Raw genomic sequence first — 15,137 nt, 5'->3', positions numbered from 1 at the left:
CCAGCGTCAGACCGTCGCCGTGGACTGCGGTCGGTCGTCGCGGACGTGCACCAGCATGTCGCCGGTCTCGATCACCGCACCGGCCCGGTCGGCCAGGGTGACCACCTTGCCCCGCCGGACCAGGGCGATCACCAGTGAATCCAGCTCACGCGGCGAGCGGCCCACCTCGTCCCGCTCGGCCGAGCGCATCGCCAGCGCCATGCCCTGCCCCGGCGTGAGCAGGTCCTCCACCACGTCGATCAGTGGCGGCGCCGAGGTGGACAGGCCGAGCAGACGGCCAGCGGTCGCCGAGGAGACGATCACATGGTGCGCGCCGCTCTGCTTGAGCAGCGGGGCGTTCTCCGCCTCCCGCGCCGCCGCGATGATCCGGACCTGCCCGGCGGTGAGCTGCCGTACGGTCAGCGCCACAAGCACCGAGGCATCGTCACTGTCGGTCGCGATGATCACTGCCTTCGCGTTGCGCACGTGCGCCTCGTTCAGCACGGACGACCGGGTCGCCGACCCCTCGATCGCCACCAGCCCGGCCGACGTGGCCTGCCGCAGGGCGGCGCTGCTGCGCTCCACCACCACGATCCTCGACCGGTCCAGGCCGTTCTCCATCAGGGCGTTGACCGCACTGCGGCCCTTGGTGCCGTAGCCGCAGATGATGACGTGGTCCTTCACGGTTCTCCTCCACCGCGACAGGCGACGGCCGGTCCGGTACTGCTCGGTCAGAACTTCCAGGGTGGTGCCGACCAGGATGATCAGGAAGACAATCCGGGCTGGGGTGACGAACAGGACGTTGACCAGCCGGGCCGACGGCGCGGCCGGGGTGATGTCCCCGTAGCCGGTCGTGGAGAGCGAGACGACCGCGTAGTAGAAGCAGTCGAGCAGGGTGAGGCCGTCCTCGTTGACGTCGCGATAGCCGTCCCGGTCCAGGTAGACCGCCGCCACCACGGCGAAGACCAGGCCCAGGGCGGCCGCGAGCCGGAGGCTCAGCGCGCTCAGCGGGCCCCGGCGCTGCGCGGGAAAATGGATCACCGTCGAACCTGCTCCGCCGCCGTCGCCTGCACGACCACAACATAGCGGGTACGCCGCACGTCGCACGCCCGGGTCGCGCAGCGGACAACCGCACCGGCCCCCGCACACGACTATCGGGCGACAACAACGAACCGGTGCAGGCCGGCAGACGGAGGGGGCGCAACCCTCGTGACGAGCGGCAGACGGCGAACCGAGGCCGACGACGAATACACCGAGTATGTCCAGTCCAGGATGGTCCAGTGGCGAAGGACCGCCTACCTGATGTGCGGGGACTGGGACCGGGGCGACGACATCCTGCAGCGCGTGCTCACCGAGTTGTACCGCTCCTGGGCGCGAGCGCGGCAGGCCGACCACCTGGATGCGCTCGTCCGCACCATGCTGCTGCGGCGGCTGATCGACGAGCGGCGGTCGCGCTGGGCGCGGGTCCGGCTCGGCGCCGCCCTGCCCGAGGTGTCGACGACCACGGTCGACCCGACCGACCGGATCACCCTGGTCGGTGCGTTGCGGCAGGTACCGCCGCGCCAACGCGCGGTGCTGGTCATGCGGTACTTCCAGGATCTGAGCGTCGAGGAGACCGCCCAGGCCATGAGTTGCTCGACGGGGACCGTCAAGAGCCAGACGGTCAGTGACGAGCCGGGCCCGCGCTGGACGGCGGCGCGGGCCCGCTCGGGACCGCCGACGGGTCCGACAACCGGCATGATGGGGGGTGTTCCTCCGACGACGACCGCGAGAGTGAGGTCCGCATGTCGTTGCTGCGACGAGTGATCGGCGGGGTGCTGCGCCGGCTGCGCCAGAGCCAGGGCCGCACGCTGCGCGAGGTGGCCGCGTCCGCCGGGGTCTCCGTGCCCTACCTGTCCGAGGTCGAGCGGGGCCGCAAGGAAGCCTCGTCGGAGGTGCTCGCGGCGATCTGCCGGGCACTCGGCATCCGCCTTTCCGACCTGCTCGAACAGGCCCGCGACGACCTGCGCCGGGTCGAGCGTCGCATTCCCGCCGCGCCCCGGGCCGCCCTGGCCCGGCTGGAGCAGGCGCCCTCGGCACGCAACGAGACCGGCCCCGCGTTGCGGATCGGCTTCCAGCCGGGTGGGGCGACGCCACCCGTGGCCGCCGCCCCGGCCCCCGTAGGGCAGCCGGCCGGGCCGGTGCTGCGGCTGGGCGGGCCGATCCTGCACGTCGGCGGTCCAGCCTCGCCCGTCGGGTCGACCGTCCAAGGAGCGGGGCTGCGGGTTCGGCTGATCGCCTCCACGTCGGCCGGGCGCCCCGGTCCGCGTACCTCCAAGATGCTGGCCTGCCGCCGGGCCCGGGCGGGCCGGCGGCGACTGACCCTCGTGTAGGCCGGCCGGGGTTCTGCCCTGGGCGGATCTGCCGCCGGCAGAATCCCTGGGCCGCGACCGCCGCCGCGCGCACGCTGGAGGAGCCGGCTCCCCGGGCGGTCCCGCCGCCCGCCGGCACGGCGGAAGGCGGCGACACATGATCGGGTACGGCGTGCAGATGCGGGACAGCGGGCAACCGACCTTCGGTGACCAGGTGTTCGAGCGGCTGCTGCGGGAGCGGATCGTCTTCCTCGGCACCGAGGTGACCGAGGAGTCGGCCAACCAGATCTGCGGGCAGATCCTGCTGCTCGCCGCCGAGGACGCCGACCGGGACATCTACCTCTACATCAACTCGCCGGGCGGCTCGGTGAGCGCCGGAATGGCGGTCTACGACACGATGCGCTACGTCCGCAACGACGTGGCCACGCTGGCGCTCGGGTTCGCCGGCTCGATGGGGCAGTTCCTGCTCTGCGCCGGCGCGGCCGGCAAGCGGTACGCGCTGCCGCACTCGCGGGTCATGATGCACCAGCCCTCCGGCGGGATGGGCGGCACCGCCTCGGACATCACCATCCAGGCGGAGAACATGCTGCACGTGAAGCGGACCATGCAGGAGCTGATCGCCCAGCACAGTGGACGGACACTCGACGAGATCCAGCGGGACTGGGACCGTGACCGCTGGTTCACCGCCGAGCAGGCCCGGGAGTACGGCCTCGTCGACCGGGTGCTCACCCGGGCCGATCAACTGCCGGCGGACTGACCTGCGAATGGCCATCGTGCACCGGGGGTGGTGCCCATTGGTTAGGGTCGCGTCTATGCGTCGACTGATCCCTACCCTTTCGATTGCCCTCGCCGCCGCCCTCGTGGCCGGCTGCGGCACCACCTCCGGCGACAACACCGGAGGGGCCGGCCCCTCCGCCGCCCCCGCCACGACCAAGGTCGAACCGGTCGCCGCCGTCCGGCAGGCCATGGACCGCAGCCTCGCCGGCACGGTCACCATGGACGCCTCGGTCAAGGCCGGCAACCAGTCGATCACCCTCAGCGGCAAGATGGACCCCGCCGCCAAGGCGATCCACGTCACCGGGAACGCCCCGGAGCCGATCGAGGCCCGGCTGATCGGCGATGCCGCCTACATCAAGTCCGACTCGCTCGAGGGCGAGAAGCCCTGGATGAAGATCGACCTCAACAAGCTCCGGCCGACCAGCTCGTTGCGCCAGTCGTTCGACCTCAAGGCGCAGACCGGCATCATCGGCGGCATCGTGACCGCCCAGGAGGTGAGCCCCGGCCGCTACAGCGGCACCGCCGACCTGAACAAGGCCGCGGAGGCCGCCGGCGCCGACGGTGGAATGCGCGACGGCCTCAAGTCCACCGCCAAGCTGGCGAAGGACCCCACGGCGGTCCCCTTCGAGGCGACCGTCGACGCCGACGGCCGGCTCACCGCGCTGTCCTACACGATCGCCACGAAGAGCGTCGGTGATCTCGTCACCGACATGAAGATGAGCGGCTTCGGCGAGCAAGTCTCGGTGACCGCGCCGCCCGCCGGCGACACCGAGCCGGCCTCCGCCGAGATGTACAAATTCCTCTGACCCTGCGACGACGCGGTGCCCTCCGCGGTGCCCTCCGGGATGCCCCGGAGGGCACCGGGTTCTGCTGAGCGCGCCACGCCCGTAACGTTTCGCGGAGCTGCCCCGTCCCTGAGGTGACAAAACCACAGGGAGGGTCCATGTTCGCCGCTTACGTGACAGTCACCATCCTCGCCTCGGTGTTCACCGGCATCGCCGCGGTCACCTACCTCATCGGCCACGACTATCCCAAGGCCCAGGCGGACATGAAGCGGGTGCCACGGTCCTGGCTACCGGTGCTGGGCCTGCTGTTGGCGGCCGGCTCCGTGGGACTGCTGGCCGGTTTCGCCGTACCGCTGCTGGGGACCCTCGCCGCGGCGGGGCTGGTGCTGTACTTCGTCGGCGCGCTCATCGCGCACCTGCGGGTGGGGTCACGCCAGCTCGTGGGATGGGCCGTCTTCTTCCTCACCGTGCTGGCCGCACTCGCCGTGAACCTGGCCTACCGCTGGTGACTGCCGTTCGGTCGGTGCTGGACCAGAATCGCGCCTCCGGAGCCCCCTCAGGGGAGTGCGTCGAATCGGGCTCGGGCTTCGAACACGCGGTCCATGTGTGACTCCGCCCAGTCCTTGATGGAGATCATGACTGGGAACAGTTCATGGCCCAACGGGGTGAGCTCGTAGTCGACGCGGACCGGCACCGACGCGGTGACCGTACGGGTGACCAGGCCGTCGCGCTCCAGCGTCCGCAGGGTTTGCGTGAGCATCTTCTGACTGATGCCGGCGATGCGGCGGGCGAGTTCGCCGTGCCGCTGCGGACCGTCCGCAAGCGCCGGGATCACCAGCGCCACCCACTTGTCGGTGAGCCTGCTCAGCAGCTCCCGGGTCGGGCAGCGCTCCAGGAACGCGTCGTAATCACGTTTTGCCTGCTCGCGGCGTTGCGCTGCGGTTGTCGTCGTCATCTTTCCCTCCTGCGGTGCCCTACGCACTTCGAGGTACCTACTTTCTCACGGTGCCCGTCGCTTCGTACGGTCGTGGTGATCACGACGGCTACGAGGGAGACGACGATGCGCGGAGTTCGTTACGAAGAGTTCGGAGGGCCGGAGGTCCTGCACGTGGCCGACGTGCCGACGCCCGAAGCCGGACCGGGACAGGTGCGGGTACGGGTCGCCGCGTCCGTCGTCCACCCGGTCGACCTCATGGTCCGCTCCGGCCGGTTCCCGGCACCGCTGCCGACCGGCCTGCCGTACACGCCCGGCTGGGACGTGGTCGGCACCGTCGACGCCGTCGGGCCATCGGTCGAGGAGTACGCGATCGGCGATGAGGTCATCGGCTTCTCGCCATGGCTGCAAACCACTGCCGGGGCCCACGCGGAGTACGTGGTGCTCGACGCCACCTCGCTGACCGCCGCACCCATCGGCGTCCCCGCCACCGAGGCGGCGACCCTGCCGACCAACGGTCTCGCCGCCGCCCAGGCCCTCGACCTGCTCGCGCTCCCGGCGGGCTCGACCGTGCTCGTCACCGGCGCCGCCGGGCAGGTCGGAGGGTTCGTCCTGGCCCTGGCACGGGCGGCCGGCCTGCACGCCACCGGACTCGCCGGGGCCGACGACCGCCAGTTCGTCGAGTCGCTGGGCGCGGCGTTCCTGTCGCGCTCCGACGAACCGACGGGGACGTACGACGCGGTCATCGACCTGGCGGTGATCGGTTCCTCGCTGCTGGACCACATCCGGGACGGCGGCGGCTACGTGGCCGCGTCACCTCCGCTGCGCCCGGAGCCGGTGCGGGGCATCCGGACCTTCGCGCTGGAGGTGGAGTCGGACGGATCCCGCCTGGCAGAACTGGTCAAACTCGTCACCAGCGGCGACATCCCGCTGCGGGTCGCCGGCGTGTACCCCTTCGCCGACGCGGCCGCCGCCCACGAACGGCTTGCCCAGGGCGGCGTACGCGGCGGCGTGGTCATCGTCCCCTGACCGGCGGCCCGGCGATCCGCACTCGGCTGACGCGCCACGCCTTCCCGCGCCCCACCGACCAGGGAAGCGGCGCGACACTGACTGCGTGCCGCGTTCGCGGATCTGCCGCGATCGACGCCTGCACATCGAGCCACACGAGGATTGCCCCGGCCGTTCGGCCGGGGCATCCTCGATCGTCCACTCGAGCGCGGGACTGGCTTCCACGATCAGCTGACGGCCGCGACTCTCGCTTGGCGCCATCGGTCCGGGTCGCCAGCAGGGTTGCCTGAGCAGTAATGCAACGCGAGCAGCGCCCGGTCGAATCGGCACCGATCTGACGTCTCGCTTACAAGCTCTGTGCGCCTCGTCCGCACGCGTCCGGAACCGACTGCACGCTGCAAGCGTCGTCCGTGCCAACGCTCGTCAGGGTGCCATCCGGTGACGTTGCTGTCATCGTTACTGTCGACAGCCGTTTCGCCCGCGAGCCAGACCACCCCGGGGAGGCTGCTCGGGGTTCGCTGCTGACTCCGCCTACAGGTGGCAAATCCCTTGCTGGACGGACTGCGAGCTGCAACGCTCCGTCGATGTTCGACAAGCCTGGCGTTGACGAGCGGTTGCTCGCGGCTGAGGTGGCCGCCGCCTGGGCCGTGGACGTGGCCGATCTCGTGTTCATGCCGGTCGGGCTCGACGGGCAGGCATGGGCGTACCGGGTAGACACGTTTGACGGCGAGCGCTACTTCCTGAAGATGCGCCGCGGTGAGTTCACTCAGGCGGCCGTCCTGCTGCCTCGCTTTCTTCGAGCGCAGGGCGTCAGGCAGGTCGTAGCGCCGATCGACCTTCCAGGGGGCAGAGTCATTCGCGGCTTCGGGGACTACCAGCTGCTGCTCTATCCGTTCCACGCCGGCGGCAGTCTGTGGGGCCGCGGCCTCACCGACCGTCAGTGGGTCGAGTACGGTGAGTTCCTGGGTCGGCTGCACGCGGTTAAGCCGAGCGCCGACCTCGCCGCGGTCTTGCCGGTCGAGACCTACCGATCGAGCGCGGGCGAGCGGCTGCGAATCCTCGGGGAGCAGGCCGCAGCGAGCGAGGCCCTCGGCACTTTCTGGGACCGGTACGGTGCAGCGCTGCATCGGTTGTCGGCAACGGTGGATCACCTCGCCTCCCGAGTGACGCAATCTCAACACGTGATCTGCCACGCCGACATCCACCCCGGCAACCTGCTCGCTGACGGCGACGGTCCACTGCACGTCGTGGACTGGGATGCGCCGATCCTGGCGCCGCGCGAGCGGGACCTGATGTTCGTCTACAGCCAAGACTTCGGCGACCACCCGGTCAACGCGCACCGCGCCAGGCTCTTCCGCCGAGGCTATGGGCCGCTGGAACCGGACCAGACCATGCTGAGCTACTACCGCGCTGAGCGGCACCTCGACGACGTGGCCCTATTTTTACGCAGCGTCCTCAACCCCGAGTCCAGTCCAGAATCTCAAGCCAACGACCTGCACTGGCTGACCCGCATCGCCGAGACCGTCGTCGACCCCACCTACGCGCCCTGATCTCCTCCCGATTGGCCAGCGCGCCGGCACAAGCGGCCCGTACCGATGTCGACGCGGCCTTCGCGCGGCTCACCGCCGCCGGCGTGCCGGTGGTGCAGGCCCCGCACGACTCCGGAACGGCAACCGCAACGCGCTGCTCCGCGACCCGGACGGCAACCTCGTCGAGATCGTCGCCAAGATGAGGTGAGCCGGGTCGGCCGGGCGGTCCGGGAGTGACACACGCGGACCCTCGTGCCGACTCATCCGCTTATCCGCACGGTCGGCTTCGAATCGACAGTGGAGCGACGACCCGACGCGGCGGGCGAGTTGGTGCCGCACGTCGACGACGTGAGCCTGGTGAACACGGTGTCCGGCGTCAAGCACGTCGCCCGCCACGACGTGCCCGGTGCGTACGCCGGGGCCGTGCTCGACCATGTGCGCGTCGGCGATCTGGCCGCCCACCTCACCTGGCAGCTCGCGACGGGCACGGTCGCCCTGCTCGTTTGTGACTGCGAAGAGGTCGCCTACTGGCCGCTGGAAGCCCGGGTGAGCACGTGAACCCGGACGGCCGACTAGCAGCCGACCAAGGGTGTGACCCGGTATCCCCGGCCAGGATTAGAACCCGCGACGAACGGTCGGGGAATGAGTGAATGCAGGTGCCTCCGGCAGGGCGTTCACCTGCTTCTGCACTCACCAGGAGCGGTTTTCGAGTCGGAACCCTTTGCGCGTCCTCTGCACGGTGGACGCTGCCGTCCCCTCCGGAGACGAAGTGACGTACGGCGCTCGCAACCACATGTCCCGCTCCGGCTAACTCATGCAGCAGAACGTGCGAGCGGTCGGCCGACATTCCACCAGCAACGGCTGAGGCGATCATCGGCTGAAGCGGGGATGGTTCTTGATGGTCCGGCTGAGCAGACTCGCCGTGTACGCGGTTACGCACAGTCTCCCGAAGGGTCCTATCAGTGAGCTACAGCGCTCCGCCGCCCCCCGGTCATCCAGCTATGCAGTCGCAGCAGCCTCCGAAGAAGCGCCCCATGAAGCTCATCATCGGAGCGGCCGTCGGCGGTGTCTTGGTGCTCTGCTGCGGCGGAGTGACCATCGCTGCGGCGGTCGGCGGTGCCGACTCGCCTCCCGCAAGGAGCGCCACCGCGGAGACGGCCGCCGCAGCGTCCGTCCCGGCAGAAAGCCCCGCAGCACCGGCGGTGGAGATCACCACCGCAGCACCTACCACCGCAACACCCACCACCGCAGCGCCTACCACAGCAGCAACGAAGCCGAAGACGAAGACCACCACCAAGGCACCGGCCGAGCCGAAGCTGTCCGTAGAGCAGCAGAACGCCATCAGGGCCGCCTCCGATTACCTGCAATATCAAGCGTTCTCCCGCTCCGGCCTGATCAAGCAGTTGGAGTTCGAGGGCTACCCGAGGAAGATCGCAACCAGGGCCGTGGATTCTCTGAAGGTTGACTACAGAAAACAGGCTGCCAAGATGGCGAAGAATTACCTCGACACCCAGGCGTTCTCCCGTTCGGGCCTGATCAAGCAGTTGGAATTCGAGGGGTACACGCACGCACAGGCCGTCTACGGTGTCGATCAGGTGATGTGAGAAGGGCATCCGAGTTCCTGTTGCGGCTTTGTCCATGGCGGGTGGCGGGCCGTAGCACGACTGGCCGCACCACGTACCGCCGGCTGCCGGCCAGTGCGGATGAGTTCAAGGTCATCCCGCGCCTGTTCCGCGACCTGCGACAAACGACGGCTTCCGGTGACCTACAGCCGCACACCTGCTCTAATTGAGCAGCGCATGTGTTGCCAGCTCGGATGGTGTTTCGGCTGCGTAGCGAGGTGCCCCCGGCAGGATTCGAACCTGCGACACACGGTTTAGGAAACCGATGCTCTATCCCCTGAGCTACGAGGGCGCGAGTGGTCAGTGTAACGACCTACGCGTTGACCCGCGTTGGCAGGGACTGACGACGTTGCGGTGCTTGTAGAGCTGCTTGTCGGAGACTGGCGGCCGGCCGCCGCAGCTGCCGAGTCGACGGCTGCCCTGCTGGTCAGCGCGTTCGGGGATGGTGTGCCCGATACCGCGCTGGCGTAGGTCGGTCCGGATGGCCTTGGAGCTGTAGCCCTTGTCGGCGATGACGTGATCCGGGCGAACCCGAGGTCGAACGGGCCCGGACCGCTCGACCCGGATCGCGGCCATGACCTCGGTGAAGCGGCTGCAGTCGTTGACGTTGCCGCCGGAGAGCACGAACGCCAAGGTCCGCCCGTCGCGGGTCGCAGCGCGCAACGCGGCGAGTGCCGGGGCGTCGTACCGGGCGTTCGCGACCACGAGCGCCCGCCGCAGCCCGGTCACGGGCCGGCTGGGTTGAGCCAGGAGCGCTGCCACGATCGGCGCGACATCGACGTCGGCGGTGACCTCCACGTCGACCCCGGCTACGGTCAGCCGCACCCGGCGGCGGCCGGCGACGCGGGCGAGGCAGCCGCGGATCGCCTCCACTACCTTCGTGAGGGCCCCTGCGGTCTGCAGGGCGGTGACGATGAACGCGATCACGCCGAGCGCTCGATCCCGGGCGCCGTCGGGCGCGGTGCCGGTCGCCGCCGCGTCGATCCGAGTCGCGCCCGCGTCGGCCAGCGCGAGCCGCAGCATCCCGGCCAGCTCATCGACGCCGTGTGGCCCGCACCGTCCTCGGCGGACACGACCATCGAGAACTCGGAAACGCGGGAGGGAGTCATGCGGACCTCGCATGGAGACGGTGGGGGCGCGCACTCCGCCCCAGAAGTGTCTAGATCCACCGAACTCGCCAACTAACCTGGACGCCAGGTCAACGGAACTAGCGCTCGTCTCGCCGGCCGCTTGGCCACCGACGTTTGACGCACTGACTGTCACGGCGATACCCCGACCGTCCTGCAGCGTCGTAGCGCTGGATACCAACGCCTTGTCAGAACAGGTCGGCGGGTAGCTGGAAGGTCAGCCATCCGGCGACCGCACCGTGCGACTCCAGTCGCACGGGCGGGTCCAGCGCGGTCACAAGGGATCACAGCAGTACGTCCCTGCGACCCGCGCCCGCGCCTGCGCTGCAGGAGCAGGAAACCCGCAGGTCACCTGCGTTGGCCGCTGCGGGTCAGCCCCGCACCGCAGCCAGGCACTCGTCGTACAGGTCCATGATTTCGCCCTTGCCGTCGTTGGCGACCCACGTCATTGATGCGGCATCCAGGCACGCGAACGCCGTCGCGATCACCGCGCGCGCCTTCGCGCCCTCCTTGTCGGTAGCTGCGTCCATACGGGTCTCGATGAGCGGCAGCAGGTTCTCCTGGAATCGCAGTCGCTTTTCAAGCCAACCGGCACGCAACGAGGCGGTGTTGTGGAGGAGGCGGAACCGCTCCAGGGCCTGTTCTCGGCTGTCGTGCAAGGCCAGTACGGCAGCAACCCCTGCGCGCAGGGCCCTCCAGACACCGGCATCGGCAGGCTGTTCGCCGATCGTGTCCATCAGGACCTGCCCGAACCGGTCCTGACCTCCGCCGAGAAGGTCCTCCTTGGTGCCGAAGTAGCGGAAGAGGGTGCGCTGGGAGACGCCGGCCTCCCGGGCGATCTGGGCGATGGTCGTCTCGTCGTAGCCCTGCTCGGTGAACAGGCGCAGCGCCGTCTTGAGGATCTCCTGGGAAGCCAGCTGCCGTGTCCGGTCCCACAGCGTGGTCGGTGCGCCCGTCGCTGACTTGGCCTCCTGCTTCATGCCACCCAGACTAGCCCGGCACTGCCATCCTGACAGTGACATCACGTTTGGCAGTCACTGCCAGGCTGTCGTACGCTGCCAGAGGCAGTGACGCAGCATGCCCACGGCCCCACGGACAGGGCCGCCCCCGGCCCAGAAGTACGCAAAGGAGCGCATCATGCCTGCACCCACAGCTTTGATCACCGGTGGAACCAGCGGCATCGGCAAGGCGACCGCCGAACTACTCCACTCCCGCGGCTACCGCGTCATGGTCACCGGCCTCGGCAATGTCGCCGACGCCGGGCTTCCCGAAGACGTCACGGCTGTCCGGGCCGACGCACGGTCCCTGCCAGACATCGACCAGGCGATGGACCAGGCGCGCCAGCAACTCGGCTCCCTCGACCTGCTCTTCCTCAACGCGGGCATCTCCCGCCCCGGCCCGATCGAATCAACCGACGAAGACGCCTTCGACGTGCTGTTCGACATCAACGTCAAGGGAAACTTCTTCACCCTGCAAAAGGCGCTGCCGCTCCTCAACGAGGGCGCCTCGGTCGTGTTCACCGTGGGCGCCGCCGAAGGGCTCGGGGCCGCGATGACAGCAGCCAAGGGCGCTCTGCTACCCCTCATGCGGTCCCTCGCGCTCGAACTCGCCCCCCGCCGCATTCGCGTCAACGCGGTCAGCCCGGGAATGATCAACACCCCTGTCTACAGCAGGATGGGTATCTCCCAGGAAGTGATCGACTCCTGGGCCCGGGACGTCCCGCTCGGCCGCGTCGGCGCTCCCGCCGACATCGCCGAAGCCGTGGCCTTCCTCGCCTCGGACGCCGCCGGCTACATCACCGGCGACAACCTCACCGTCTCCGGCGGCATCGGTGTTCACTCCAACGCCTGACGAGCAATTTGGCTCTGATCTGGAAGGTTCACCAGGTCCGATGCTCAGGCTGTAGCCCTGGCGAGCCGACGGCCCGAGCGGGAAGCCGGCCGACCGCCAGGCACCGAACTGCGACACGGATGCAGCCTGTCGTGATCCACTTCTCGTGATCGGCCTGCCTGCCTTGCCCGTTACCCCTGCCTGCCCGATTGCCCTGACCGCCTCTCCCAGCCGAGGACCACCCCGAGCACACGAACGCCGGTTTGCGACCGGCGGTCGGCCGCAGTGACCCGTGTTGGCACCGGTTGGCACCGGTTGGCATCCGCTGGAGAGCACACACCGCACACATCATCGAGGATCAATGGCCTTCGTCCCCATACCCCGTCGCCGGCGTTGCCACCGAAGAACCTGGGAGCGCGGGTCTGTCCCCGGTTCGCTTGGACCCGCCGCGATCCTGGCCACGACGGTCCCCACGTGTCCGCACATGCCAGATTCAGGTGTCCGGGAACGAGGGGAAGCTCACTCCAGGCCCCTGAATGTGAAACCTGGTTTGGGCTGTCGACGCTGTGGTGAGGATCCTCGTGCTCGGCGAGACCAGCCGGGTCTCGTAGGCTCAGGCCGTGGAAAGCAGCCGAGGGTGGATCATGGCGCAGCTGTTGGATGCGGCGGAGAACGCCTCCCCCGTCGACGCGGTCGACGCGGTCACCCGGGAACTCGGTGTGGCGCTGGGGGCGCGGAGCGTCGCGTTCTTGATCGCGGACCTCAGCGGCCGGGCGCTGGTCCGGCTGACCCGCGTGCCGCTCGGCGGAACCGGTGCGGGACGCCGTGGCGGTGACGAGGTCGCCACGGTGATGCCGTTCGATGGCGGCCCCGCCGAGCAGGCGCTACGCACCCAGACGGTGCATGTTGTCCCGCAGCCTGACACGTGGACGGTGCTGGCGCCGGTGACCGACCGCGGTGAGGCCATCGGCCTGCTCGAAATGAGCCTGCCGGACGAGCCGGACCCGCGGGCGCTGGAGGAGATCACCCGTACGGCACACGTATTGGCATTCGTGGTGATCGCCAACCGGCGGCACACCGATCTGTTCGAGTGGGGGCAACGGACGACCCCGTTCACCCTGTCCGGGGAGATCCAGCGGCGCCTGCTGCCCGCCTCGTTCACCTGTGAGGCCAGCGCGTTCACCCTGTCCGGCTGGCTGGAACCCGCCGCCAGCATCGGCGGGGACACCTTCGACTACAGCCTCGCCCGCGACGTGCTGCACTTCAGCGTCACCGATGCGATGGGCCACGGCGTGGCCAGCGCGCTCACGGCCACCCTGGGCGTGGGCAGCCTGCGCAACAGCCGCCGCCGCGGGGTCGGTCTGGTGGAACAGGCCGACGCCGCGAATGCCGACGTGGCCGGCCATGCCACCGTGCCCGGCGGTTACATCACCGCGGTCCTCGGCCGTCTCGACCTGCGCACCGGCGTGTGCGCGCTGCTCAACGCCGGGCACGTCCCGCCGATGCTGGTACGCGACGGGAACACTCGGGTGCTGCCACTACCGCCCAACTTCCCGCTGGGAATGTTCGCCGACGCCGGACACCGCGCTGGCGAGGTCGAGCTGCGGCCGGGCGACCGTCTGGTGGTGGTCACCGATGGCATGCGGGAGCGCAACGCCGCCAACCTGGATTTACCGACCATGTTGCTGTCGATCACCGGTCTGCATCCACGAGAGGCCGCCCGGGCGTTGGCCGACGCCGTCCTGGAGGTCAGCGGACCAAAGCTGGCCGATGACGCCACCCTGTTCATCCTCGACTGGCACGGCGGGCACCGCGAGGACCGGCGTACCAGCGCCGGCGCCGACCAGGATCGTGCCAGCGCCGCTCTGCCCGACTGACTACCGGCCTGGCGCGTGGTCGGTGGACGGCACATCGGCTTCGGCCGCCTGCACGCTGTCATAAACCTGGATCACTCGATCCACCGACGTGACCGTCAGGACGCTGTGCACGGCGGGCTGCGGTGCCGCGAGGCTCATCCGACCGCCCACGTCGCGCAGCGCCTTGAACATCACGACCAGCGCGCCCAGTCCGCTGGAGTCCATGAATCCCACCCCGGCCAGGTCCACCACCACGTGGTGGTCACCGGCGTCGACCAACCGTTGCAGACGCTCGCGCAGCTGCGGGGATGTCGCCATGTCCAGCTCGCCGCGCGCCTCCAGCACGGTGCAACCCCGGCCCGGCCGGACCGACAGCAGCAGTTCCACAGCAACCTCCCCCACGCCCCGATGATCCCCGCCTACCCTATTCTGCCGACGGGTGAACCGCCGTCGGCCCGGGCACGTCGCGCCGGCACCCTGACTGTTTCGCCTCAGCAGAACCGGGGTAGGGCTGATCACCACCGGAGCATCGCGCCTCAGGGTGACGCGCTAGTCCGACGGTTCAGGCACGGGCCGGGGAGGAGCTGTGCAGTGCGGGTGAGCATGAACCTGTCACTTCCACGGCAACCGTCGTCGGTGACCCGCGCCCGCCACGTCCTCACCACCCTGCTGAGCCTCACCGATGCCGCCGAGGACTCCCGTGACCACCTCGCCGTGCTGATCAGCGAGGCGTGCGCCAACGCGGTGCTGCACGCCGATCCCGACAGCGTCGTCGACATCACCATCGTCATCGACGACGACGTCTGCCTCCTCGAGGTCGGCAACCGCGGCAGCATCCCCAACGGCGGTCGCCTCGACGCCGAACTTCCCGCCCCGCTCACCGTCGGCGGTCGTGGACTGCCCCTGATCGCCGCGCTCGCCGACACGGCCGCCTTCGTCGCCGGGCCACCGGGCCATGTGCTGCTCCGCATCACCAAACACCTCACCGACGCACGAACGGCACCGATCCGATAACCGGACGCCCGCGCCATCCGCCGAGTCCGAGCCGATGTCCGGTCTTCGGTGGGGGCGTCTGGCGGCTGGCGGCCGACATGGAAGAGGTGCGACGAGCAGGAGTACGCCGGCAGAGCCGAGGTGGTTCGCGCTGGCGAGCCAGTCAGCTCACCGCCCGCCGATGACCTCAGGCGTCAGTGTGCCGCGTCCCATGCTGCTGGTTCTGGTTTTGCCGGAGGGCTTCCTCCAGCTGGTCTTCGAGGATGATGATCCGGCAGGCAGCCTCCAGGGCGGTACCCTGGTCGACCATCTCCCGGGCCCGAGCGGCCAGGCGAAGCTGGTAGCG

16 protein-coding genes, 1 tRNA gene and 2 pseudogenes are annotated in these 15,137 nt (G+C 69.5%); 12 read left to right on the top strand and 7 right to left on the bottom strand.

Annotated features, from left to right (window positions below):
- Positions 1–6: 6 nt before the first annotated feature.
- Entirely contained in the window at positions 7–1,020 is a 1,014-nt protein-coding gene (locus ABZT87_RS00095; protein ID WP_354859575.1) for a potassium channel family protein, read from the bottom strand.
- Between the two features lie 261 nt (positions 1,021–1,281).
- Here ABZT87_RS00095 and ABZT87_RS00090 point away from each other — a divergent pair, with 261 nt between their 5' ends.
- From ABZT87_RS00090 to ABZT87_RS00070, 5 genes are all read left to right on the top strand, one after another.
- Positions 1,282–1,785 carry a sigma-70 family RNA polymerase sigma factor gene (locus ABZT87_RS00090; RefSeq protein ID WP_354859572.1) on the top strand — a complete coding sequence of 168 codons (504 nt, stop codon included), beginning with the start codon at positions 1,282–1,284 and terminating at the stop codon, positions 1,783–1,785.
- Positions 1,764–2,351: a helix-turn-helix transcriptional regulator gene (locus ABZT87_RS00085; RefSeq protein ID WP_354859569.1), complete on the top strand. Its 588-nt coding sequence runs from the start codon at positions 1,764–1,766 to the stop codon at positions 2,349–2,351. Before ABZT87_RS00090 ends, ABZT87_RS00085 begins: the two co-directional genes overlap by 22 nt.
- 136 nt (positions 2,352–2,487) lie before the next feature.
- On the top strand, positions 2,488–3,087 hold the full coding sequence (locus tag ABZT87_RS00080) for an ATP-dependent Clp protease proteolytic subunit (protein WP_354859568.1): 600 nt from the start codon (positions 2,488–2,490) through the stop codon (positions 3,085–3,087).
- Between the two features lie 55 nt (positions 3,088–3,142).
- A complete protein-coding gene (locus tag ABZT87_RS00075; RefSeq protein WP_355066712.1) occupies positions 3,143–3,913 on the top strand; it encodes a hypothetical protein in 771 nt (256 codons plus the stop codon).
- 137 nt (positions 3,914–4,050) lie between these two features.
- Positions 4,051–4,401 (top strand): DoxX family protein, encoded by a 351-nt coding sequence (locus ABZT87_RS00070; RefSeq protein ID WP_355132617.1) that lies wholly within the window; start codon positions 4,051–4,053, stop codon positions 4,399–4,401.
- Positions 4,402–4,448: 47 nt separating this feature from the next.
- Here ABZT87_RS00070 and ABZT87_RS00065 read toward each other — a convergent pair whose 3' ends face one another.
- On the bottom strand, positions 4,449–4,847 hold the full coding sequence (locus tag ABZT87_RS00065; RefSeq protein WP_355066711.1) for a helix-turn-helix domain-containing protein: 399 nt from the start codon (positions 4,845–4,847) through the stop codon (positions 4,449–4,451).
- A 105-nt stretch (positions 4,848–4,952) separates the two neighbouring features.
- On the opposite strand from ABZT87_RS00065, the gene ABZT87_RS00060 reads away from it, so the two are divergent.
- The 4 genes from ABZT87_RS00060 (at position 4,953) to ABZT87_RS00045 (ending at position 8,967) form a co-directional block, all read left to right on the top strand.
- On the top strand, positions 4,953–5,855 hold the full coding sequence (locus ABZT87_RS00060; protein ID WP_355132615.1) for an NADP-dependent oxidoreductase: 903 nt from the start codon (positions 4,953–4,955) through the stop codon (positions 5,853–5,855).
- A 563-nt stretch (positions 5,856–6,418) separates the two neighbouring features.
- Entirely contained in the window at positions 6,419–7,384 is a 966-nt protein-coding gene (locus ABZT87_RS00055) for an aminoglycoside phosphotransferase family protein (protein WP_355132613.1), read from the top strand.
- A gap of 276 nt (positions 7,385–7,660) precedes the next feature.
- Positions 7,661–7,921, top strand: a complete 261-nt coding sequence (locus ABZT87_RS00050) for a hypothetical protein (RefSeq protein WP_355132611.1) — start codon at positions 7,661–7,663, stop codon at positions 7,919–7,921.
- A gap of 476 nt (positions 7,922–8,397) precedes the next feature.
- Positions 8,398–8,967 (top strand): Ltp family lipoprotein, encoded by a 570-nt coding sequence (locus ABZT87_RS00045; RefSeq protein ID WP_354859552.1) that lies wholly within the window; start codon positions 8,398–8,400, stop codon positions 8,965–8,967.
- Positions 8,968–9,204: 237 nt separating this feature from the next.
- On the opposite strand, the gene ABZT87_RS00040 is transcribed toward ABZT87_RS00045, so the two are convergent.
- From ABZT87_RS00040 to ABZT87_RS00030, 3 genes and pseudogenes are all read right to left on the bottom strand, one after another.
- Positions 9,205–9,277: transfer RNA gene (locus ABZT87_RS00040), tRNA-Arg, on the bottom strand.
- Positions 9,278–9,408: 131 nt separating this feature from the next.
- Positions 9,409–9,630: pseudogene (locus ABZT87_RS00035) on the bottom strand (transposase); the annotation flags it as partial.
- A gap of 853 nt (positions 9,631–10,483) precedes the next feature.
- Entirely contained in the window at positions 10,484–11,092 is a 609-nt protein-coding gene (locus ABZT87_RS00030; protein WP_355132609.1) for a helix-turn-helix domain-containing protein, read from the bottom strand.
- A 175-nt stretch (positions 11,093–11,267) separates the two neighbouring features.
- Between ABZT87_RS00030 and ABZT87_RS00025 the strand changes: the two genes are divergently transcribed.
- Positions 11,268–11,963 carry an SDR family oxidoreductase gene (locus ABZT87_RS00025; protein WP_355132607.1) on the top strand — a complete coding sequence of 232 codons (696 nt, stop codon included), beginning with the start codon at positions 11,268–11,270 and terminating at the stop codon, positions 11,961–11,963.
- Positions 11,964–12,562: 599 nt separating this feature from the next.
- Complete coding sequence (locus ABZT87_RS00020; protein ID WP_355132605.1) at positions 12,563–13,819, top strand: PP2C family protein-serine/threonine phosphatase; 1,257 nt, start codon at positions 12,563–12,565, stop codon at positions 13,817–13,819.
- On the opposite strand, the gene ABZT87_RS00015 is transcribed toward ABZT87_RS00020, so the two are convergent.
- Entirely contained in the window at positions 13,820–14,200 is a 381-nt protein-coding gene (locus ABZT87_RS00015) for an STAS domain-containing protein (protein ID WP_355068614.1), read from the bottom strand.
- Positions 14,201–14,389: 189 nt separating this feature from the next.
- Here ABZT87_RS00015 and ABZT87_RS00010 point away from each other — a divergent pair, with 189 nt between their 5' ends.
- Positions 14,390–14,812, top strand: coding sequence for an ATP-binding protein (locus ABZT87_RS00010; protein ID WP_355132603.1), 423 nt, complete (start codon positions 14,390–14,392; stop codon positions 14,810–14,812).
- A 166-nt stretch (positions 14,813–14,978) separates the two neighbouring features.
- Here the strand turns inward: ABZT87_RS00010 and ABZT87_RS00005 are convergent.
- Positions 14,979–15,137: pseudogene (locus ABZT87_RS00005) on the bottom strand (MerR family DNA-binding transcriptional regulator); the annotation flags it as partial.

The sequence above is a fragment of the Micromonospora sp. NPDC005237 genome (assembly GCF_040607775.1).
Taxonomy (GTDB): Bacteria; Actinomycetota; Actinomycetes; order Mycobacteriales; family Micromonosporaceae; genus Micromonospora.
The sequence above is the reverse complement of the archived record's forward strand: the minus strand, read 5'-3'. Positions and strand labels throughout refer to the sequence as shown.

What these genes read in the sequence shown, in the direction of transcription:
- ABZT87_RS00030 (WP_355132609.1), bottom strand. Translation starts at nt 11,092, where the DNA reads ATGAAGCAGGAGGCCAAGTCAGCGACGGGCGCACCGACCACGCTGTGG.
- ABZT87_RS00080 (WP_354859568.1), top strand. Translation starts at nt 2,488, where the DNA reads ATGATCGGGTACGGCGTGCAGATGCGGGACAGCGGGCAACCGACCTTC.
- ABZT87_RS00085 (WP_354859569.1), top strand. Translation starts at nt 1,764, where the DNA reads ATGTCGTTGCTGCGACGAGTGATCGGCGGGGTGCTGCGCCGGCTGCGC.
- ABZT87_RS00090 (WP_354859572.1), top strand. Translation starts at nt 1,282, where the DNA reads ATGTGCGGGGACTGGGACCGGGGCGACGACATCCTGCAGCGCGTGCTC.
- ABZT87_RS00075 (WP_355066712.1), top strand. Translation starts at nt 3,143, where the DNA reads ATGCGTCGACTGATCCCTACCCTTTCGATTGCCCTCGCCGCCGCCCTC.
- ABZT87_RS00060 (WP_355132615.1), top strand. Translation starts at nt 4,953, where the DNA reads ATGCGCGGAGTTCGTTACGAAGAGTTCGGAGGGCCGGAGGTCCTGCAC.
- ABZT87_RS00055 (WP_355132613.1), top strand. Translation starts at nt 6,419, where the DNA reads ATGTTCGACAAGCCTGGCGTTGACGAGCGGTTGCTCGCGGCTGAGGTG.
- ABZT87_RS00045 (WP_354859552.1), top strand. Translation starts at nt 8,398, where the DNA reads ATGAAGCTCATCATCGGAGCGGCCGTCGGCGGTGTCTTGGTGCTCTGC.
- ABZT87_RS00070 (WP_355132617.1), top strand. Translation starts at nt 4,051, where the DNA reads ATGTTCGCCGCTTACGTGACAGTCACCATCCTCGCCTCGGTGTTCACC.
- ABZT87_RS00065 (WP_355066711.1), bottom strand. Translation starts at nt 4,847, where the DNA reads ATGACGACGACAACCGCAGCGCAACGCCGCGAGCAGGCAAAACGTGAT.